Below are 18,715 nucleotides of genomic sequence, written 5' to 3'. Positions count from 1 at the left end.
CCCCGCGCCTCCCACCGGACCGGCGGCGGTGGCCCCGGACAAAAGTCCAAGCGGTGCCCACCGATTGCTCATGGTGCGGCCGTCCCGCGGGGGATAGACATCGGTCCGAGCCCCGAGCCCCGAGCCCCGAGCCCCGAGCCCCGAGACGGTGTCTCGGCGTGTCTGGAGAGGACGGACATGACCACCCACGTCGAGACCGAGATCGCGAGCCAGCCGGACTGCTGGCGGCGCGCTGCCGAGACCGCCGCCGAGCGGGCCGGGCTGCTGCCCCGCACCGGCGAGCGGATCGCCGTCGTCGGCTGCGGCACCTCCTACTTCATCGCCCGCGCCTACGCCGCCCTGCGCGAGTCGCTCGGCGAGGGCGAGACCGACGCCTTCCCGGCCTCCGACCCGACCCCGCTCGGCCGCGGCTACGACCGGATCGTCGCCCTCACCCGCTCCGGCACCACCACCGAGGTCGCCGGGCTGCTCGCCCGGGCCGCCGGGCGGATCCCCACCCTCGCGCTCACCGGCGTCCCCGACAGCCCGGCCGGCCACCACGCCGACACCGTCCTCGACCTCGGCTTCGCCGACGAACGCTCCGTCGTCCAGACCCGGTTCGCCACCACGGCGCTGCAACTCCTGCGCGCCGGCCTCGGCGTCGACCTCGAGGCGTCGGTCGGCGACGCCGAACTCGCCCTGTACGAGCCGCTGCCCGCCGCCTGGGAGCGGCACGGCCAGTTCACGTTCCTCGGCACCGGCTGGACCGTCGGCCTCGCCGACGAGGCCGCGCTCAAACTCCGCGAGGCGGCCCGCGCCTGGTCGGAGTCGTACCCGGCGATGGAGTACCGGCACGGACCCATCAGCATCAGCGACCCGGACAGCCTGGTCTGGTGCCTCGGCCCCGTGCCGCCCGGCCTCGCCGACGAAGTCAACGCCACCGGAGCCCAGTTCGTCGCCGACGCCGTCGACCCGGTCGCCGCCCTGGTGCGCGCCCAGCGGCTCGCCGTCGCCCTCGCCCGCCGTCGCGGCCTCAACCCCGACCGGCCGCGCAACCTCACCCGCTCGGTCATCCTCGCCGGGGCCCGCTGACCGGGCACCGCCGGACGCCGCCGCGCCCCGGCTCGTATCCTGCGCTCATGATCGAGAAAACCGAACAGGCCCCGCAGCTGGCCGAGATGCCCTCCGACTGGCAGCGCGCCCTCGCCGTCGTCGCCCACCCCGACGACCTGGAGTACGGCTGCGCGGCCGCCGTCGCCCGCTGGACCGACGAGGGCAAGGAGGTGGCCTACCTCCTCGTCACCCGCGGCGAGGCCGGCATCGACTCGCTCGACCCGGCCACCTGCGGGCCGCTGCGCGAGCAGGAGCAGCGGGACAGCGCCGCGGTCGTGGGCGTGCGGACCGTGGAGTTCCTCGACCACGGGGACGGTGTGATCGAGTACGGGCTCGGGCTGCGCCGCGACATCGCCGCCGCGATCCGCCGCCACCGGCCCGAACTCGTCATCACCCTCAACCACCGCGACACCTGGGGCCCGGAGCCCGGCGGCTTCTGGAACACGCCGGACCACCGCGCCGTCGGCCGCGCCACCCTGGACGCGGCGGCGGACGCCGGCAACCGCTGGATCTTCCCCGAGCTGACCGAGCAGGGCCTGGAGCCGTGGAACGGCGTGCGCTGGGTGGCCGTCGCCGGCTCCAACCTGCCGACCCACGCCGTCGACGCGGGTCCGGGCCTGGAGCGCGCCGTGCTCTCGCTGCGCGCCCACCGCACGTACATCGAGGCGCTGACCGAGCAGGACGTGGAGGAGTACTGCCGGTCGTTCGTCGCCGAGTCCACCGCCCGCGCCGCCGACCGCTTCGGCGGCCGCCCGGCGGTGGCCTTCGAGGTGTACCCCCGCTAGGGCCTGTCCGGCGCACGGGTGGGTGCCGGACGGGCCCTGGGGGAGTGGGCCTAGGGAGGGGCAGGCCCTCAGTGCCTCCTGAAGCGGTCATGGAGGCGGGGGCCGCTTCCTCGTCGTCGTCCGACGCCCGCAAGGCCTCACGGTCACCGGAGGAACGGAGGTTCCGTGGACGTGGAGGCTCCTGTTCGTCACGGCATGAGCTGTCAGCCCATGGACGGATCGGGCTTCAGGACCGCGAAGGGCGCGCCGAAGGGGTCCGCGAACCAGGCGATCCGGCCGACGTCCGGGACGTCCGCCGGCGGCATGAGGACCGAACCGCCGCTCTCCTGCACGGTCGCGGAGGTGGTGTCGGGGTCCTCGACCATGAAGTACGGGATCCAGCGCGCCTTGTCGGCTCCGCCCTGGAGCGGTGCCGCGCCGCCGAACGAGGCGTCGTTCAGGTCACCCTCGGCCGTCGAGATCACCCGATAGGTCATGCCCGGCGCCTCCATCTCCTCCCAGCGCCAGCCGAACAGCGCGCGGTAGAAGGCGAGCGTGGCCTCCGGGTCGACGGTGTGCAGCTCGACCCACACCAGTGTGTTGGGTACGGAGGTCCGCTCCAGACCCTTGACCCGGCCCGGCTCCCACACGGCGAACTGCGCGCCGCCGCGGTCGGTCAGCGCCGCCATCCGGCCCGCGTCCATGACGTCGAAGGCGGCGAGCCGCACCGTGCCCCCGTTGTCCTCGGCCGTCTGGGTGGTCGCCTCGGCGTCCGGGGTCTGGAAGTAGACGGTCCAGGCGCTGCTCGCGCCCTCCTCGGTGAGCGGGCCGAGCGCGGCGACGGTCTTGCCGTCCTGCTGGAAGAATCCGTAGCCGCCGGCGTCCGGGCCGGCCGAGACGAAGTCCCAGCCGAAGACCCGGCCGTAGAACATCGCGGCGGCGTCCGTGTCTCGGCTGCCGAGGTCGAGCCAGTCGGGCGAGCCGGTGGTGAAGTCCGTTCCGAGCATGGGGGTGAGTCCCGTCCTTCCGGGTGGGGAGGCCGTGCCGTGACGGCGGGTGGCGGGTGTTCCGGCCACCATGGCCGATCCTTGCCGCCGGGCCAGGCCCGCGCAGCGCCGCCCGCCGGGTTTCATCCGCACGGCGCAGCGCGCCCACCGGGCCTCACCCCGGCCGCTCCTCGCGGGCGCCGCCGTACGGGGCCTGATGCCTGCGTCTCCTTGGCGGGCGCCGCGGCCGCCCTTCACCCAGGGCGCTCAGGTCCCTCAGGCGCCTCACCCGGGCCTCTCAGGCCCCTCACCCAGGGCGCCCGGGCTCCTCAGGCCCCCTCACCCAGGCCCCTCAGGCGGGCCTACCCAGGCCACTCATCCAGCACCTCAGGCGCATCACTCAGCCCCTCAGGCGCCTCACCCAGACCACTCAGCCCTCGCCGGCCGCCGTGGCCCTGCGGTCCAGGTCCGCCATCAGGAGGTCGCCGTTGACCATGGCCGCCGCCCGGTAGCCGCCGCTCGCCGCGTTCACCACCTGCTCGTGCGCGCCGATCGCGTTCCCGGCCGCCCAGACGCCCGGGACGCTCGTGCGGCCCGTCTCGTCGACCGTGACGAAGGTGCCGAACGGCGTCTCGTGCGTGGCCGCGCCGAGCGCCGTGAGCAGGCCGTCGCGGGGCACGGTCCGGGTCCCGACGAACACGACCTCGCGGGCCGCGACCCGCCCGTCCGCCATGCGTACCCCCGTGATCCGGTCCTCTGCGACCACCAGCCCGGCCACCTCGCCCCTCACGACCGTCACACCGGCCGCCGCGAGCCGGGCCGTGTCCTCGGCCGAGGGTTCCGGGGCGGTGTGCAGGAAGAGGGTCACGTCGGCGGACCACTGCGAGACCATCAGCGCCTGGTGCGCGGGCATCGCCGGGTGCGCGATCACGCCGAAGGCCCGGTCGCGCACCTCCCAGCCGTGGCAGTACGGGCAGTGGATCACGTCACGGCCCCAGCGCTCGGCGAGACCGTCGATCGCCGGCAGCTCGTCGACCAGACCGGTGGTGACGATCAGCCGGCGCGCGCGGACCACCCGCCCGTCCGCGAGACGCACCGCGAAGCCCTCGCCGGAGCCGCCGGCCGAGCTGCGGTCCGAGTCGCGGTCCCGACCGACTCCCGGACCGACTCCCGGACCGTCGTGCGCGCCGTCGGCCGGCTGTCGCGTCACGGACGTGACCAGGCCCTCCGTCCACTCCACTCCGTACGCGGCGATCTCCCGCCGCCCGGCCGCCAGGAAGTCGGCCGGGCTCATGCCGTCCAGGCCGAGATAGCCCTGCATGTGGCCGGCGGGCGCGTTGCGCGGCTCGCCCGCGTCGATCACCAGGGTGGTGCGCCGGGCCCGGCCCAGGACCAGGGCCGCGCTCAGGCCGGCCGCGCCGCCGCCGACCACCACCACGTCGTAGTCGGTCCGCATGTTCCGCGTGTTCCGCACGCTGTGTTCGCTCATGCCGCGAGGGTCGCCCGTCGGCACACGGTTGACAAACGAAGTTGCCGTTTCTGCAATGGGAGCATGACCGAAGACGCCCGCATCGAAGCCGTCCTCACCGAGGTCGGGCCCCGGCTCCGCCGCATCCGCAGGGAGCGCGGGGCGACGCTCGCCGAGCTGTCCACCGCCACCGGCATCTCGGTGAGCACGCTCTCGCGCCTGGAGTCGGGACAGCGCAAGCCCAGCCTCGAACTGCTGCTGCCGATCGCCCGCGCCCACCAGGTGCCGCTGGACGAGCTGGTCGGCGCCCCGCCGGTCGGCGACCCGCGCGTCAAGGCCCGGCCGATCGTCCGTCACGGCCGCACGATGTACCCGCTCACCCGCCAGCCCGGCGGGCTCCAGGCGTACAAGGTCGTCCAGGAACCCGGTTCCGAGGCGCCCGACCCGCGCGTCCACGAGGGCTACGAGTGGCTGTACGTGCTCTCCGGGCGGCTGCGGCTGGTGCTCGGTGAGCACGACGTGGTGCTCGGCGCCGGCGAGGCGGCCGAGTTCGACACCCGGGTGCCGCACTGGTTCGGCCCGGCGGGGGACCGGCCGGTGGAGTTCCTCAGCCTGTACGGGCCGCAGGGCGAGCGCATGCACGTGCGGGCTCGTCCGAAGAGCTCCTGAGAGGCCGCCGCCGGGCAGGTGCTACGGCTTCCCGGACTCGGCGAGCCGGTCCAGTTCGCGCATCGTCTCGGAGTGGGCGCTCATCCGGCCGCTCACGGTGCCGATGGCGAAGAGCGCCGTGCCGGCGACGGCGGCCGGCACGGACAGGCCGAGTATCAGCAGGGCCTCGGGCCAGTCGCGCTCGTCCCCGCACAGGTCGCCGTTGTGGCGGCCCTCGTTGGCCGTGCCGTACTCGGTCAGCAGCCGGGATCTGCAGTCACGCGTGTGCCGGCCGTCGGGGCTCTCGACCTCGTACGGCGTGAGCAGCAGCAGCGCGCACCAGGTCCACAGGAGCGCCGCCACGGCCAGCAGGCCGACACCCCAGGCGCTCGTCCGACGGGCCTGGGCGCGGAACTCGAGGTCGTACTCACGTGATCGCATGGCGGACGAATCTAGCAGCGGCGGAAAGACGACTCGCGCGGCTGGTTCCGCGAAGCCAAGCGACCGCTTAGTATGCGGTCGACCCACGCAGGACGGACGACGGCACCTGGAGGCTCCGGATGCAGGCATGGCGAGTGCACGAGAACGGCGAACCGGGCGAGGTGATGCAGCTCGACGAGACCGACCGGCCCGTGCCCGGTGAGGGCCAGGTGCTGCTCAAGGTGCGCGCCACCGGCCTCAACTTCCCCGACGCGCTGCTGTGCCGGGGTCAGTACCAGGTGCGCCCTCCGCTGCCCTTCACCCCCGGCGTGGAGGTCTGCGCCGAGACCGAGGACGGCCGTCGCGTCATCGCGACGCCCGCACTGCCCTACGGCGGACTCGCCGAGTACGCGGTGGCCGACGCGGCCGCGCTGCTCCCGGCCCCCGAGGCGCTGGACGACGCCGAGGCCGCCGCCCTCCACATCGGCTACCAGACCGGCTGGTTCGGGCTGCACCGCAGGGCCGCCCTGCAGGAGGGCGAGACCCTGCTCGTGCACGCCGCCGCGGGCGGTGTCGGCAGCGCCGCCGTCCAGCTCGGCAAGGCGGCCGGCGCCACCGTCATCGGCGTCGTCGGCGGCGCCGACAAGGCCGCCGTCGCCCGCGAACTCGGCTGTGACACCGTCGTCGACCGGCATGCCGAGGACGTCGTCGCCGCCGTCAAGGAGGCCACCGGAGGCCGCGGCGCGGACGTGATCTACGACCCGGTCGGCGGCGCCGCCTACCAGCAGTCCGCCAAGGTCGTCGCCTTCGAGGGCCGGATCGTGGTCGTCGGCTTCGCCAGCGGCACCATTCCGAGCCCCACCCTCAACCACGCCCTCGTGAAGAACTACTCGATCGTCGGCCTGCACTGGGGCCTGTACAACCTGAAGGACCCGGCCGCCGTCCTGCGCTGCCACGAGACCCTCACCGAACTCGCCGCCAAGGGCCTGATCAAGCCGTACGTGAGCGAGCGCGTGCCCTTCGCCGGCGCGGCCGACGCCGTGCAGCGGCTCTCCGAAGGCGTCACCACCGGCCGCCTCGTCGTCCTCCCGGAAGGGGCCCGGGCATGACGGAGACCACGCTCGACGCCGCCGAACTCGTCGACCGCACCCGCCGCCTGCTCGCCGAGCACCCGCCCGCGACCACCGGCCGCACCGAGTTCCTGCGCGCCCGCTTCGACGCCGGACTCGCCTGGGTGCACTACCCGGTGGGCCTGGGCGGCCTCGGCGCCCCGCGTTCGCTCCAGGCCGTCGTCGACGCCGAACTCGCCGCCGCCGGAGCCCCCGACAACGATCCCCGCCGGATCGGAATCGGCCTCGGCATGGCCGCCCCGACCCTGCTCGCCTACGGCTCCGAGGAGGTCAAGGAGCGCTTCCTGAGGCCGCTGTGGGTCGGCGAGGAGGTCTGGTGCCAGCTCTTCAGCGAGCCCGGCGCCGGCTCGGACCTCGCCGCCCTCGGCACCCGGGCGGTCCGCGACGGAGACGCGTGGGTCGTGAACGGACAGAAGGTGTGGACGTCCAGCGCCCACGTGGCCCGCTGGGCGATCCTCATCGCCCGTACCGACCCCGACGTGCCCAAGCACCGGGGCATCACCTATTTCGTCTGCGACATGACCGACCCGGGCGTCGAGGTCAGGCCGCTGCGCCAGATCACCGGCGAGGCCGAGTTCAACGAGGTCTTCCTGACGAACGTCCGCATCCCCGACGCCCACCGCCTCGGCGAGGTCGGCGACGGCTGGCGGGTCGCCCAGACCACCCTCATGAACGAGCGGGTCTCCATCGGCGGCGCCCGGCTGCCCCGCGAGGGCGGCATGATCGGCAAGGCGGCCGAGACCTGGCGGAACCGTCCCGACCTGCGCACCCACGACCTGCACCGCCGGCTGCTCGACCTGTGGGTGGACGCCGAGGTGGCCCGCCTCACCGGTGAACGGCTGCGCCAGCAGCTGGTCGCGGGCCAGCCGGGCCCCGAGGGCAGCGCCATGAAGCTCGGCTTCGCCCGGCTCAACCAGGCCATCAGCGCCCTGGAGGTCGAACTCCTGGGCGACGAGGGTCTGTTGTACGGCGACTGGGCGATGGTCCGGCCGGACCTGGTCGACTTCACCGGCCGCGACGCGGGCTACCGCTATCTACGCTCCAAGGGCAACTCGATCGAGGGCGGCACCACCGAGGTGCTGCTCAACATCGTGGCCGAACGGGTCCTGGGCCTGCCGCCCGAGCCCCGCAACGACAAGGACGTCGCCTGGAAGGACCTCGCCCGATGACGCGACAGCCGGACCTGCTCTACTCCGAGACCGAGGACGACCTGCGGGCCGCCGTCCGCTCGCTGCTCGCCGACCGGGCCGGCCCGCAGGCGGTGCTCGGCCGGATCGAGGACGAGCGCCCCTACCTCCCCGGACTGTGGGACGCCCTCGCGGGCGGGATGGGCGCCGCCGGGCTGCTCGTCCCGGAGAAGCTGGGCGGCCAGGGCGCGAGCCACCGCGAGGCGGCCGTGGTCCTGGAGGAACTCGGCCGGGCGGTGACCCCGGCGCCGTACCTCACCAGCGCGGTCGTGGCGACCGGGACGCTGCTGGCGCTCGAGGCCGGAAGCGGCCCGGCGGCCGACCTGCTCGCCGGGATGGCGAGCGGTGAACGCGTCGCCGTTCTGGCCGTGCCGTTCGCCACCGCACCCCGCACGGTGACCGACCCCGCTCACCGCGTGCCCGCCGTCGCGGACGCCGCGGCGGCCGACGTCCTCCTCGTCCCGCGCCCCGACGGGCTGTACGCCGTCGACGCCGGGGACGCCGTGGTCACCCGGCAGTCCTCGCTCGATCTGACGCGCCCGCTGGCCGTCGTCGACACGAGCGGGGCCGCGGGTGTCCGGCTGGCGGACGCCGAGGCGGGGCGCGCCGCGGTCCGGCAGGGGCTCCTCGCGGGCGCCGGGCTGCTCGCCTCCGAGCAGCTGGGGATCGCCGAGTGGTGCCTGGAGGAGACCGTCCGGCACACCAGGGAACGCCACCAGTTCAACCGGCCGGTCGGCTCCTTCCAGGCGCTGAAGCACCGGATGGCCCAGCTCTGGCTGGAGCTCGTGGGCGCCAGGGCGGCGGCCCGCGCCGCCGCCGACGCGCTCGCGACCGGCGCCCCGGACGCCGAGCTGACGGTCGCCGTCGCACAGGCCTACTGCTCGAAGGCGGCCGTCCACGCGGCGGAGGAGTGCGTGCAGCTGCACGGCGGCATCGGCATGACCTGGGAGCACCCGGCACACCTGGCGCTCAAGCGGGCGAAGTCCGCCTCGATCGCGCTGGGTTCGGCCGGCCGGCACCAGGACGCCGTCGCCGACCTGATGGACCTGCCGGCCCCGAGGTGAGCGTCCGCATCGCCCACCGAGGTGCCCGGTAAGGGGCCCATGTGTCCGCACTCCTTTACATACTGTTTAATTGCGAAGTCTTCGCAATAACAGTTGATCTTCAAAAGGGGTGTGGACACCATGGCCAGGACGGCCGCCCGACCGGTCCGACGCGCGTCCGCCGCGCTACTCGCCGGGGCCACCGCCCTCACGGCGGCGGCCTGCTCGAACCCCGGCGGCGGCGCCGGCTCCGGCGGCCCCCAGGACTCCGCCGTCGTCGGCATCGCCTTCGAGCCCGAGACCCTCAGCCCCCTCCTCGGCTACGGCAAGGACGGCAACTCCAAGATCTTCGACGGGCTCCTCGCCTTCGACGCCGGCATGAAGCTGCGGCCCGCGCTCGCCGCCGCGCTGCCCACCGTCAGCGCCGACGGCCTCACGTACACCTACAGGCTGCGCCAGGGCGTGACCTTCAGCGACGGAAAGCCCTTCACGGCCAGGGACGTCGTCTTCACCTACCGGACGATCCTCGACCCGAGGACCAACAACCCGTCACGGACCGAACTCGACGCACTCAAGGACGTCAGGGCCACCGACGACGACACCGTCGTCTTCACCCTCAAGTACCCCTACGCGCCCTTCGCCGAGCGCACCGTCCTCGCCATCGCACCCGAGCACGTCGCCGGCCGGCAGGACGTCAACACCGGCTCCTTCACCACCAGGCCGGTCGGCACCGGCCCGTACGTCCTCACCGGCTGGTCCAAGGGCGAGAAGCTCACCTTCCAGGCCAACCCGCACTACTGGGGCGGCGCCCCGGCCGTGAAGAAGCTCACCATGGCCGTCGTCAAGGACGACGACGTGCGCGCCACCCGGCTGCGCGCCGGCGACCTCGACGCCGCGATCCTGCCGCCGAACCTCGCCGCCGGCTTCAGCGGCGACACGGCGAAGAAGACCTACACCGCCACGACCTACGACTACCGCACGGTCACCCTGCCCACGCACAACCGCGTCGCCGGCGACCCGGCCGTCCGCCGCGCGCTCGACGTCGCCGTCGACCGGCAGACCATGGTCGACAAGATCCTCGAAGGCGCGGGCCGGCCCGCCTACGGACCCGTCCCCACCGACAGCCCCTGGTTCGCCAAGGGCACCGAACGCCGCCACGACCTCGCCGGCGCGCGGAAGATCCTCGACGAGGCCGGATGGAAGCCCGGCCCCGACGGCGTCCGCGTGAAGAACGGCGTCCGCGCCGCCTTCCCGCTCTGGTACCTCTCCGGCGACCGGCTCCGCCAGGACCACGCCCTCGCCTACGCCTCCGACGCCAAGAAGGCCGGCATCGAGATCACCACCCAGGCCGGCACCTGGGAGGTCATCGAACCGCGGATGAAGACCGACGCCGTCCTCGCCGGCGGCGGCTCACCCGGCGACCCCGACTTCGACCAGTACCTGCTCCTGAAGTCCACCCTCGGCGGCGACGGCTTCAACAACATGGCGTGGTACGACAACAGGACCGTCGACCGCGCCCTGGAGGACGGCCGCCGGACCGGCGACCCGGCCAGGCGCAAGGCCGCGTACGACACCGTCCAGCGCGAACTCGTCAAGAACCCCGGCTACACCTTCCTCACCCACGTCGACCACCTCTACGTCGTCAGCGACCGCTGGGACACCGCCGCCGGCGGCCTCACCACCCAGGTCGAGCCGCACGACCACGGCCTCGGCTCCGGCCCCTGGTGGAACATCGAGGACTGGAAGCCCAAGAGCGGCGGAACGAGCGCGAAGTGAGCCGCCGCCTCCCCTGGGCGGCCATGACCCGGATGACGGGACGGCGCGCACTCGCCGCCGTCCCCGTCCTCCTCGGCGTCACCCTCGCGGTCTTCGCCGTCGCCGCCGCCTCCCCGTTCGACCCGGTCAAGGCCTACGCCGGCACCGCGGGACTCACCGCCTCGCAGGAGAACCTCGACCAGATCCGTGCCAACCTCGGCGTCGACCGGCCCTGGCCCGCACAGTGGTGGGACTGGCTCGGCCGGGCCGTCCAGGGCGACTTCGGCGACTCCGGAGTCATGCGCCAACCCGTCGCCGACGCCATCGCCGAGCGGGTCGGCTGGTCCGCGCTGCTCGCCGCCACCGCCTTCCTCGTCGCCATCACCCTCGGCACCACCCTCGGCGTGCTCGCCGGACGCCGCCGCGGCGGCCTCCTCGACCGCGCCGTCAGCTCACTCGCGTACACCCTGGAAGCCGCGCCCGCCTTCTGGCTCGGCCTGCTCGCCATCTGGTTCTTCGCCCTGAGGCTCGGCGCGCTCCCGGCCGGCGGCCTCACCGACACCGCGAGCGACACCGTCACCGCCGGCCAGGTCGCCACCCACCTCGTGCTGCCCGCCCTGGTCCTCGGCGTCTCCCAACTGCCCTGGTTCTTCCTCTACGTACGCCAGGGCGTCGGTAACGCCCTGGAAGAGGACCCGGTCCGCGGCGCCCGCGCCCGCGGCCTCGCCGAACGCACCGTCCTCACCGGCCACGCGCTGCGCTCCGGCATGCTGCCCGTGCTCACCCTCGTCGGCTCCCGCGTGCCCGAACTCATCACCGGAGCGCTGCTCGTGGAGACCGTCTTCAGCTGGCCCGGCATCGCCGCCGCCACCGTCCAGGCCGCCGTCTCCGCGGACTTCCCGCTGCTCGCCGCGCTCACCGTGCTCGCCACCGCCGCCGTGCTGCTCGGCAACCTCCTCTCCGACCTCCTCTACGGGCTCGCCGACCCCCGGGTGGGATTCGATGGCTGACACGCAGCGCGCGACCGCCCGCCGACGGCCCCGCGCCGCCGTCCCGGCCGACGCCACCCGCCGGGTCCGGCTGTGGACCTCTGCCCTGATCCTCGGCGCCGTCGTCCTCGCCGTCCTCCTCGTCCCGCCGCTGGTCCGGCTCGACGAGCAGGCCGTCGACCTGGGACGCAAACTGCTGCCACCGTCCTGGGACCATCCTTTCGGCACCGACGACGTCGGCCGTGACCTGCTGCTCCGCTGTGTCTACGGGCTGCGCGTCTCGCTCCTCGTCGGCCTGGTCGCCGCCCTCGCCGCCACCGTCATGGGCACCGCCGTCGGCGCCGCGGCCGGCGCGCTCGGCGGACGCGTCGACCGCTTCGTCATGCGCGTCGTCGACGCGTTCTCGTCCGTGCCGCACCTGCTGCTCGGGATCTTCGTCGTCGCCATGTTCCGGCCCGGCGTCTGGCCCGTGATCGTCTCCGTGGCGCTCACCCACTGGCTCTCCACCGCCCGGATCGTCCGATCCGAAGTCCTCTCGCTGTGCTCCCGGCCCTTCGTCGACGCGGCGATCTCCGGCGGCGCGTCCCGTTGGCGGATCGCCGTGCGGCACCTGCTGCCCGCCGTGCTGCCGCAGGCCGGACTGGCCGCCGTGCTCATGGTGCCGCACGCCATGTGGCACGAGTCGGCGCTGTCCTTCCTCGGCCTCGGCCTGCCCAGCCACCAGGCCAGCCTCGGCAACCTGGTGCAGGGCGCACGCTCCTCGCTGCTCGCCGGCGACTGGTGGCCGACCCTCTTCCCCGGCCTCTTCCTCATCGTGCCGACCCTCGCCGTCGCCGGCCTCGTCGGCGTCTGGCGCGACCGGCTCAACCCGCGCCGCCGATCGGAGCTGACGCTGTGACCGCCCCTGACGCGCACCTCGTACGGGCGCTCGAAGCCGTCAGCGCCGAACGCGCCGCGGACGCCGTCCTCAGCGTCCGCGGACTCACCGTCCGCTTCCGGATGCGCGGCGGCCGGAGCGTCGCGGCCGTCACCGACGCCGACTTCGACCTCGCGGCGGGGGAGTGCCTGGCCCTCGTCGGCGAAAGCGGCTGCGGCAAGTCCGTCCTCGCCTCCGCCCTCCTCGGCCTGCTCCCCGGCAACGCGGAAACGGAGGGCACGGCCCTCCTGACGACCCCGGCCGGCCCGCGGCGGCCCCACCGGGACCGGCCGGGGCCGGACCCGGGCCGGCGCGACGACCGGGACGGGGACGTCGGTCGGCAGGCCGGTCGTCCGCGGGGCGACCGGCCGCAGGAGGTGCTCGACCTGCTCGCCGCCGACGAGCGGACGCTCGCACGGGCCGTACGCGGGCGGCGGATCGGCCTCGTACCGCAGAGCCCGGCCGCCCACCTCACCCCGGTGCGCACCGTACGGGCCCACCTGGAGGAGACCGTACGGGCCCTCACCGACACCCCGCGGCGCGAGCGGCGTGCCGCGGCGGAAGCCGCCGCCGAGCGAGCCGCTTTCCCCGCCGGGCACCTCGACCGCTACCCGCACGAACTCTCCGGAGGCCTCGCCCAGCGGGCCGCCACCGCCCTCGCCCTCGTCGGCGACGCGCCGCTGCTGCTCGCCGACGAACCCACCACCGGACTCGACCGCGAGCTCGTCGACCGCACCGCCGACGAACTGCGGCGCCACGCCGACCGCGGCAAGGCGCTGCTGCTCATCACGCACGACCTGACGGCAGCCCGCCGGGTGGCCGACCGGGTGGCCGTCATGTACGCCGGACGCATCGTCGAGATCGCGCCCGCGGCCCGCTTCTTCGGCGAGCCCGGACCCCGGCACCCGTACGCACGCGGACTCCTGGACGCCCTGCCGGAGCGGGAGTTCACGCCCGTCCCCGGACTGCCGCCCGCACTGTCCGACCTGCCCGAGGGCTGCGCCTTCGCCCCGCGCTGCGCCCGGGCGAGCGCGGCCTGCGCGGTGCGGCCGGAGTTCCTCGCGGGCGCCGCCTGCCACCATCCCCTGGGAGCGACCCGTGCTTGAACTGCACTCCGTCACCGCCGGATACGAGCGCCGTACGCCGGTGTTCCGCGACGTCTCCCTCACCGTCGCCGCCGGCGAGTCCGTCGGGCTGCTCGGCCCCAGCGGCTGCGGCAAGTCCACCCTGGCCCGGGTCGCCGCGCTGCTGCACCGCCCCGACGCGGGCCGGGTCGTCCTCGACGGCACCACGGTACGGGCCTGGCGCCACCGCGCCCCGCGCGCACAACGCACCGCGATCGGCGTGGTCTTCCAGCAGCCGCGGCTCTCCGCCGACCCGCGGCTGCGCCTCGCCGACCTCGTCGCCGAGCCGCTGCGGGCCACCGGGCGACGCGGCGAGATCCCCGCGCGGCTCGCCGAACTGCTGCCCGCGGTCGGCCTCACCGAGGACCTGCTCGGCCGCCGCCCGCACGAGGTCAGCGACGGCCAGCTGCAACGCGCCTGCCTGGCCCGGGCCCTGGTGCTGCGCCCCCGCTGGCTGGTCTGCGACGAGATGACCGCGATGCTCGACGCGTCCACGACCGCGGCCCTGGTCGCCGCCGTCGAGGCCTACCGCGCCGAGACCGGCACCGGACTGCTCGCCGTCGGCCACGACCGGGTGCTCCTGGAACGCTGGTGCGACCGCACGGTCCACTGGACGGAACCGGCGGAAGCCCTGGCCGGCGCCTGAGGAACGGCCTGCTCCGGAAAGTCACCCGGATGGCCGCCCTGCCATACCGCCGTCCGGATCGTCCCTTACGTCACACTGTCCGCCGAACGCCGCAATTCCCGTGCGGCGCGAGGAGGATGAGTCCGGTGGCCATTTCCGTTTCCGTCGTCATGCTGCTGCTGATCCTGGCGGTGATCTTCCTCCGCAACGGAGGTCTGAAGTTTTCGCACGCCATCGTCTGCGCCCTGCTCGGCTTCTTCCTGGCGAGCACCAGCATGGCCCCCACGATCCAGAACGGCGTCGCCGCCACCGCCAACGTGGTGTCCAGCCTGAAGCCCTGAGGGCCGAAGCCCCGAGCCTCGACCCCTGAGCCCTTCGACCCCTGAGCCCCGACCTCGGCACGCAGCAGCGTTTCAAGGTCATGAAGTGCCCGTGAAACCGCACGCACTTCCATGTACATCTCACGCACTCGGGCCTAGCGTCGGCCGCCGGCGCGACCTTCGCACGGACCCGAGGAGCCGCATTGACCACCCGACCGCCCCGCCGGCGAACCCGCGCACTCGCGCTGATCGCCGCGGTGGGCGCGACCGCCCTCGCGCTCGCCACGCCCGCCGCCCTCGCCGACGAGATACCGCTCGCCCCGGGCCACCGGCTCGTCGACCACTACGACGGCGCCCCCGCCACCGCGCGGCCGGTCCCCGGCGAAGCCCCGCCCCAGCACCCGTACCTCGCCCCCAACGGCCGCAGCGGCATGCACGCCGACGCCGCGGGAAGCGGCACCCACCCCTACTCCGGGCCGCTGGGCCGCGACCCGAAGGTCGACAGCGAGAAGATCGCCGCGCTCGGCGGCGAGTGCGCCACCGTCACCTTCGACGCCGGCGGCCGGCTCCTCACCGTCTGCGGCACCTTCAACGGCTTCCTGCTCAAGCTGCTCGACCCGCGCACCCTGGACACCCTCGCCGAGTACCAGCTGCCGCAGCGCTCCTCGACCGTCGAGGCCATCACCCGCCTCGACTTCGAGAAGATCTTCAAGGACACCTCCGGCGGCGCCTACTTCTACCTCGACGACCGCGACCGCGTCGTGCTCGCCGACTCCCGCCAGCACGTCCTGCGCATCGCGCACCGTCAGCGGGCGGGCGGCGGCTGGGAGTTCGTGGTCGAGGACGACTGGGACCTGACCCCGCTCGTCCCGCACGACTGCGTCAGCTGGACCAACCTCTTCCCCAGCGGCGTCTGCGACCCCGTCACCTCCGTCATGCCCGACTGGCAGGGCCGCATCTGGTGGGTCACCCGCCTCGGCAGGGTCGGCACGGTCGACCCCGCCACCGGCGCGCTGCGCGCCGTCCGGCTCGACGGCGAGGAGATCCAGAACTCCTTCTCCGTCGCCGAGGACGGCGTCTCCATCGTCTCCGACCACGCCCTCTACAGCTTCCGCGCCGACGCCGACGGGACTCCCCGCGTCCAGTGGCGGCAGACCTACGACCGTGGCACCGGTACCAAACCCGGCTCGGTGAACCAGGGTTCGGGCACGACGCCCGACCTCTTCGGGCAGCACGGCGCCCGGTACGTCGCCATCACCGACAACGCCGACGACCGGATGAACGTGCTCGTCTACCGGCGCGGTACGGACGTCGCCGAGGCCGACCGCCTCGTCTGCAAGGTCCCGGTCTTCGGCACCGGCGCCTCCACCACTGACAACTCCCTGATCAGCTGGGGCGACAGCCTCGTCGTCGAGAACAACTACGGCTACGAGAACCCCACGTCGCTGACCTTCGGCCGCAGCGTCGTCGGCGGTGTCACCCGCATCGACGTCCGCCCCGACGGCAGCGGCTGCGACACCGTCTGGGAGAGCGACGTCCGCTCGCCGTCCACCGTACCGAAGCTCTCCACCGCGAACGGGCTGCTCTACTTCTACGAGAAGCGCCCGCACGCCCTCGGCATCGACGCCTGGTACCTCACGGCCGTCGACTTCCGCACCGGCGAGCGCGCCTGGTCCCGCCTCACCGGCACCGGTCCCGCCTACGACAACAACTGGGCGCCGATCACCATCGGCCCGGACGGCACCGCCTACGTGGGCGTGTTCAACGGCATCGTCTCCGTCCGCGACGGCGGCTGAGGCCGCACGCACGGGTGCCCGGGACCCCCGCGGTCCCGGGCACCCGCATCCCGTGAGGGGCTCGGCGGAGATCACTCCATCTCGGGCATCTCACCGACCGTCGTCCGCACGTCGATCACCGCGAACGCCGCGCCCTGCGGGTCGAGCACGGCCGCGAAACGGCCGAAGGGGCTGTCCATCGGGCCGAAGACCTTGCGTCCGCCCGCCGCCTCGGCCGCCTCGACGGCCTTGTCGCAGTTGTCGACGGCGAAGTAGATCTGGATGTACGCGGGGATCTCGGCCGGGAAGTCGTCCGCGGTCATCACCATGCGGCCGAGCACCTGGTCGGCACCGAGCTCGAAGACCCGGTAGTCCATGTGCTCGTCCTTGATCTTCTTCGACGAGTAGCCGAAGACCTCCGTGTAGAACGCGTCGGCCTTCGCCGGCTCACGCGTGAACACCTCGGCCCACATATAGCTGCCCGTCTCGCCCTGCAGCTCGAAGCCCTCGTGGACACCGGCCTGCCACACGCCGAACACACAGCCCGTGGGGTCCTGCGCGAGGCACATCGAGCCGAAGTCGCCCACCTGCATGGGCTCCATCAGCAGTGTGCCGCCCGCGCCCTTGATCTTCTCGGCGGTGGCGGCGACATCGGGCGAGGCGAAGTACAGACACCAGGCCGAGTGCGTCTCGCCGTCCTGGTCGGGCATCGGCGGGACGACCGCCGCGACCGCCTTGCCGTTCTTGTACGCCTGGGTGTAGTTCCCGTACTCCGAGGAGGACTCGCCGAAGGTCCAGCCCAGCACGTCGCCGTAGAACGACTTCGCACCCTCGATGTCGGTGAACATCGCGTCGGCCCAGCACGGCGAGCCCTCAGGTCGTGAGGTCATGACGGTGACTCTCTTCCGGATCGTTGACGTCGTTGTCTCCAGGCCACGCTAGCCACGTCCGACCCGCTCCGCTCGGTGACGCACGGTGACGGACGGACGTTCGAGTGAACGCTCAGCGACGGTACTCCCGCGCGTGCGGGAACAGCTCCTTCACCAGCGTCCAGAACACCGGGAAATCGGGGATGTCCTTCGCCTCGCGGGCCCAGCGGCCCGCCCCGGCCGTCCGCACCACGACCAGGCCGTCCCCGCGCCACTCACAGCCGCGCACCCGCTCCCACGGCGCCGTCCCCGACGGCAGCGCGATGCCCCGGCCGTCCACCGCGACCTCACCGAACGCGACCCGCTCACCCGCCTCCAGGGCGGTCACGGCCGACGGCAGTGCGCGGCGCACGGTCTCGTCCAGGACGATCTGGGCCAGTTCGCGGATCTGCGAGTCCGCGGGCCCCGCCACCGTCTCCTCGTTCAGGAACCCGCCCACGGTCACCCCCTGCCCCCCGCCCGTCAGCAGCCGGTACGCGTAGTGCGTGCCCGTGTAGCCGCCGTTCACATAGGTGCGGGTGACGTCCTGGTGCATCGCCGTCACGGCCCGCCAGGGCACCGCCCGCGCGGCGCCGCCCGCACCGGGGCAGACCAGGCCTCGCTCGTACAGGTACACGTACTCCTCGGGCCGCAGCCCCGCCGGCGGCGGCCGGAAGGAACGCCACAGGAACCAGCCGAGCGCGCCGAACGGCACCAGTAACAGCGGCACGCCGAGCCAGGCCCCCACGAAACGGGTGGCGACCGCCGGGAGCGCGAGACCCGCCGCCCCCAGGAGGAGCAGGAGCAGCGTCCGGCGGCGTCGCCGCCCCGGCCGCGCCGACGCCCGCTCGTCGTCGCAGTGCCGCGCCCTGAAGGCCCGTAAGTAGACACCCAGTCCCGCCTCGCGCGCGGCACGCGTCGCCGCCTCACTCGGCGGAGGCACCGTCGCCCGGTCGAGTCCCCGGTCGAGTCGCTCCATAGCGCATCCCCCCGACGGCATGATGTCACCGGTGCCGGGGCCGAGCCAGGGTGTCGGCGGCGTCGGCGAGCCGTCGGGCCTGCGCGGGTTCAACGGCGCGGCGTCACGTCGTAACGGTGGAAGGGGCCCCGGGGCAGCGGGAGTCCGGGCCGCCAGAAGCTGAGGGTCTGGGCGGAGGGCACGAACAGGGCGTCGGGCAGCCGGTCCGGCGCGAACCACTCCCAGCGCTCGATCTTGTCGGGCTCGGCGACGGCCGGGGTGCCCGTGTGGGCGTGGACCACGGTCGCCGCCGTCAGCCGGGTCAGCTCGGCGGAGGTCTCCGTGTCGAGGACCAGACCGATCACGGACACGTCGGCCGGGTCGGCGACGAGCGTCGTCTCCTCGGCGAGTTCGCGCGCGGCGGCCTGCTCGATGGACTCGCCCGGGTCGACCTTGCCGCCGGGCAGCTCCCACACTCCGGAGCGGTGCAGCCCGAGCAGGACGCGGCCGGCCGCGTCCGTCACCACGACACCCGCGCCCAGGGAGGCCTGGGCCGCGGGCGGCAGGACGTTGCGGTGGGCGGGGGCGGCGTCGGTCATGGTGTCTC

Annotated in this window: 19 protein-coding genes; 13 read left to right on the top strand and 6 right to left on the bottom strand. The window is 73.8% G+C overall.

The annotated features are described in order from the left end of the window. The first annotated feature begins 177 nt into the window (after nt 1-177). Both ACFVGS_RS01030 and ACFVGS_RS01025 read left to right on the top strand, forming a co-directional pair. Nucleotides 178-1,071, top strand: coding sequence for an SIS domain-containing protein (locus ACFVGS_RS01030; protein WP_385689097.1), 894 nt, complete (start codon nt 178-180; stop codon nt 1,069-1,071). Between the two features lie 47 nt (nt 1,072-1,118). Next, nucleotides 1,119-1,877 carry a PIG-L deacetylase family protein gene (locus tag ACFVGS_RS01025; protein ID WP_384409379.1) on the top strand — a complete coding sequence of 253 codons (759 nt, stop codon included), beginning with the start codon at nt 1,119-1,121 and terminating at the stop codon, nt 1,875-1,877. Nucleotides 1,878-2,080: 203 nt separating this feature from the next. Here ACFVGS_RS01025 and ACFVGS_RS01020 read toward each other — a convergent pair whose 3' ends face one another. Together ACFVGS_RS01020 and ACFVGS_RS01015 are read right to left on the bottom strand one after the other, a co-directional pair. Then, nucleotides 2,081-2,863: a VOC family protein gene (locus tag ACFVGS_RS01020; protein WP_385689094.1), complete on the bottom strand. Its 783-nt coding sequence runs from the start codon at nt 2,861-2,863 to the stop codon at nt 2,081-2,083. Nucleotides 2,864-3,272: 409 nt separating this feature from the next. Then, nucleotides 3,273-4,331, bottom strand: a complete 1,059-nt coding sequence (locus ACFVGS_RS01015; RefSeq protein ID WP_385689091.1) for an NAD(P)/FAD-dependent oxidoreductase — start codon at nt 4,329-4,331, stop codon at nt 3,273-3,275. A gap of 63 nt (nt 4,332-4,394) precedes the next feature. On the opposite strand from ACFVGS_RS01015, the gene ACFVGS_RS01010 reads away from it, so the two are divergent. Then, nucleotides 4,395-4,979 (top strand): helix-turn-helix domain-containing protein, encoded by a 585-nt coding sequence (locus ACFVGS_RS01010; protein WP_384409373.1) that lies wholly within the window; start codon nt 4,395-4,397, stop codon nt 4,977-4,979. Between the two features lie 21 nt (nt 4,980-5,000). Here the strand turns inward: ACFVGS_RS01010 and ACFVGS_RS01005 are convergent, their stop codons facing one another. Next, the gene (locus ACFVGS_RS01005) at nt 5,001-5,399 is read right to left on the bottom strand and encodes a hypothetical protein (protein ID WP_385689088.1); all 399 of its coding nucleotides are present in this window, start codon (nt 5,397-5,399) and stop codon (nt 5,001-5,003) included. A 119-nt stretch (nt 5,400-5,518) separates the two neighbouring features. On the opposite strand from ACFVGS_RS01005, the gene ACFVGS_RS01000 reads away from it, so the two are divergent. The 10 genes from ACFVGS_RS01000 to ACFVGS_RS00955 all read left to right on the top strand — a co-directional run bounded on the left by ACFVGS_RS01000 (nt 5,519) and on the right by ACFVGS_RS00955 (nt 16,263). Then, nucleotides 5,519-6,487, top strand: coding sequence for an NADPH:quinone oxidoreductase family protein (locus ACFVGS_RS01000; RefSeq protein WP_384409369.1), 969 nt, complete (start codon nt 5,519-5,521; stop codon nt 6,485-6,487). Beyond that, nucleotides 6,484-7,677 carry an acyl-CoA dehydrogenase family protein gene (locus tag ACFVGS_RS00995; RefSeq protein WP_384409367.1) on the top strand — a complete coding sequence of 398 codons (1,194 nt, stop codon included), beginning with the start codon at nt 6,484-6,486 and terminating at the stop codon, nt 7,675-7,677. Before ACFVGS_RS01000 ends, ACFVGS_RS00995 begins: the two co-directional genes overlap by 4 nt. Further along, nucleotides 7,674-8,759 carry an acyl-CoA dehydrogenase family protein gene (locus ACFVGS_RS00990; protein WP_385689084.1) on the top strand — a complete coding sequence of 362 codons (1,086 nt, stop codon included), beginning with the start codon at nt 7,674-7,676 and terminating at the stop codon, nt 8,757-8,759. The genes ACFVGS_RS00995 and ACFVGS_RS00990 overlap by 4 nt, the downstream gene beginning before the upstream one ends. 120 nt (nt 8,760-8,879) lie before the next feature. Continuing rightward, nucleotides 8,880-10,514: an ABC transporter substrate-binding protein gene (locus ACFVGS_RS00985; protein ID WP_385689082.1), complete on the top strand. Its 1,635-nt coding sequence runs from the start codon at nt 8,880-8,882 to the stop codon at nt 10,512-10,514. After that, the gene (locus ACFVGS_RS00980; RefSeq protein ID WP_385689079.1) at nt 10,511-11,503 is read left to right on the top strand and encodes an ABC transporter permease; all 993 of its coding nucleotides are present in this window, start codon (nt 10,511-10,513) and stop codon (nt 11,501-11,503) included. Before ACFVGS_RS00985 ends, ACFVGS_RS00980 begins: the two co-directional genes overlap by 4 nt. After that, nucleotides 11,496-12,380: an ABC transporter permease gene (locus ACFVGS_RS00975; RefSeq protein WP_385689077.1), complete on the top strand. Its 885-nt coding sequence runs from the start codon at nt 11,496-11,498 to the stop codon at nt 12,378-12,380. Before ACFVGS_RS00980 ends, ACFVGS_RS00975 begins: the two co-directional genes overlap by 8 nt. Next, entirely contained in the window at nt 12,377-13,504 is a 1,128-nt protein-coding gene (locus ACFVGS_RS00970; RefSeq protein WP_385689074.1) for an ABC transporter ATP-binding protein, read from the top strand. Before ACFVGS_RS00975 ends, ACFVGS_RS00970 begins: the two co-directional genes overlap by 4 nt. Next, entirely contained in the window at nt 13,497-14,168 is a 672-nt protein-coding gene (locus ACFVGS_RS00965; RefSeq protein WP_384409355.1) for an ABC transporter ATP-binding protein, read from the top strand. The genes ACFVGS_RS00970 and ACFVGS_RS00965 overlap by 8 nt, the downstream gene beginning before the upstream one ends. 125 nt (nt 14,169-14,293) lie before the next feature. Next, a complete protein-coding gene (locus ACFVGS_RS00960; RefSeq protein ID WP_384409353.1) occupies nt 14,294-14,488 on the top strand; it encodes a hypothetical protein in 195 nt (64 codons plus the stop codon). A 182-nt stretch (nt 14,489-14,670) separates the two neighbouring features. Continuing rightward, on the top strand, nt 14,671-16,263 hold the full coding sequence (locus ACFVGS_RS00955) for a hypothetical protein (RefSeq protein ID WP_385689071.1): 1,593 nt from the start codon (nt 14,671-14,673) through the stop codon (nt 16,261-16,263). Between the two features lie 71 nt (nt 16,264-16,334). Here ACFVGS_RS00955 and ACFVGS_RS00950 read toward each other — a convergent pair whose 3' ends face one another. The 3 genes from ACFVGS_RS00950 to ACFVGS_RS00940 all read right to left on the bottom strand — a co-directional run bounded on the left by ACFVGS_RS00950 (nt 16,335) and on the right by ACFVGS_RS00940 (nt 18,707). Then, entirely contained in the window at nt 16,335-17,132 is a 798-nt protein-coding gene (locus ACFVGS_RS00950) for a VOC family protein (RefSeq protein WP_384409349.1), read from the bottom strand. A 112-nt stretch (nt 17,133-17,244) separates the two neighbouring features. After that, the gene (locus tag ACFVGS_RS00945) at nt 17,245-18,129 is read right to left on the bottom strand and encodes a DUF6585 family protein (RefSeq protein ID WP_385689068.1); all 885 of its coding nucleotides are present in this window, start codon (nt 18,127-18,129) and stop codon (nt 17,245-17,247) included. A gap of 89 nt (nt 18,130-18,218) precedes the next feature. Further along, nucleotides 18,219-18,707, bottom strand: a complete 489-nt coding sequence (locus tag ACFVGS_RS00940) for an NUDIX hydrolase (protein WP_384409345.1) — start codon at nt 18,705-18,707, stop codon at nt 18,219-18,221. Nucleotides 18,708-18,715 lie beyond the last annotated feature (8 nt).

Source organism: Streptomyces sp. NPDC127114 (assembly GCF_042677525.1).
In the GTDB taxonomy this organism is placed as follows: Bacteria; Actinomycetota; Actinomycetes; order Streptomycetales; family Streptomycetaceae; genus Streptomyces.
The sequence above is the reverse complement of the archived record's forward strand: the minus strand, read 5'-3'. Positions and strand labels throughout refer to the sequence as shown.

Coding starts and splice junctions, on each gene's coding strand:
- ACFVGS_RS01030 (WP_385689097.1), top strand. CDS start 178: ATGACCACCCACGTCGAGACCGAGATCGCGAGCCAGCCGGACTGCTGG.
- ACFVGS_RS01025 (WP_384409379.1), top strand. CDS start 1,119: ATGATCGAGAAAACCGAACAGGCCCCGCAGCTGGCCGAGATGCCCTCC.
- ACFVGS_RS01020 (WP_385689094.1), bottom strand. CDS start 2,863: ATGCTCGGAACGGACTTCACCACCGGCTCGCCCGACTGGCTCGACCTC.
- ACFVGS_RS01015 (WP_385689091.1), bottom strand. CDS start 4,331: ATGAGCGAACACAGCGTGCGGAACACGCGGAACATGCGGACCGACTAC.
- ACFVGS_RS01010 (WP_384409373.1), top strand. CDS start 4,395: ATGACCGAAGACGCCCGCATCGAAGCCGTCCTCACCGAGGTCGGGCCC.
- ACFVGS_RS01005 (WP_385689088.1), bottom strand. CDS start 5,399: ATGCGATCACGTGAGTACGACCTCGAGTTCCGCGCCCAGGCCCGTCGG.
- ACFVGS_RS01000 (WP_384409369.1), top strand. CDS start 5,519: ATGCAGGCATGGCGAGTGCACGAGAACGGCGAACCGGGCGAGGTGATG.
- ACFVGS_RS00995 (WP_384409367.1), top strand. CDS start 6,484: ATGACGGAGACCACGCTCGACGCCGCCGAACTCGTCGACCGCACCCGC.
- ACFVGS_RS00990 (WP_385689084.1), top strand. CDS start 7,674: ATGACGCGACAGCCGGACCTGCTCTACTCCGAGACCGAGGACGACCTG.
- ACFVGS_RS00985 (WP_385689082.1), top strand. CDS start 8,880: ATGGCCAGGACGGCCGCCCGACCGGTCCGACGCGCGTCCGCCGCGCTA.
- ACFVGS_RS00975 (WP_385689077.1), top strand. CDS start 11,496: ATGGCTGACACGCAGCGCGCGACCGCCCGCCGACGGCCCCGCGCCGCC.
- ACFVGS_RS00950 (WP_384409349.1), bottom strand. CDS start 17,132: ATGACCTCACGACCTGAGGGCTCGCCGTGCTGGGCCGACGCGATGTTC.
- ACFVGS_RS00945 (WP_385689068.1), bottom strand. CDS start 18,129: ATGGAGCGACTCGACCGGGGACTCGACCGGGCGACGGTGCCTCCGCCG.
- ACFVGS_RS00940 (WP_384409345.1), bottom strand. CDS start 18,707: ATGACCGACGCCGCCCCCGCCCACCGCAACGTCCTGCCGCCCGCGGCC.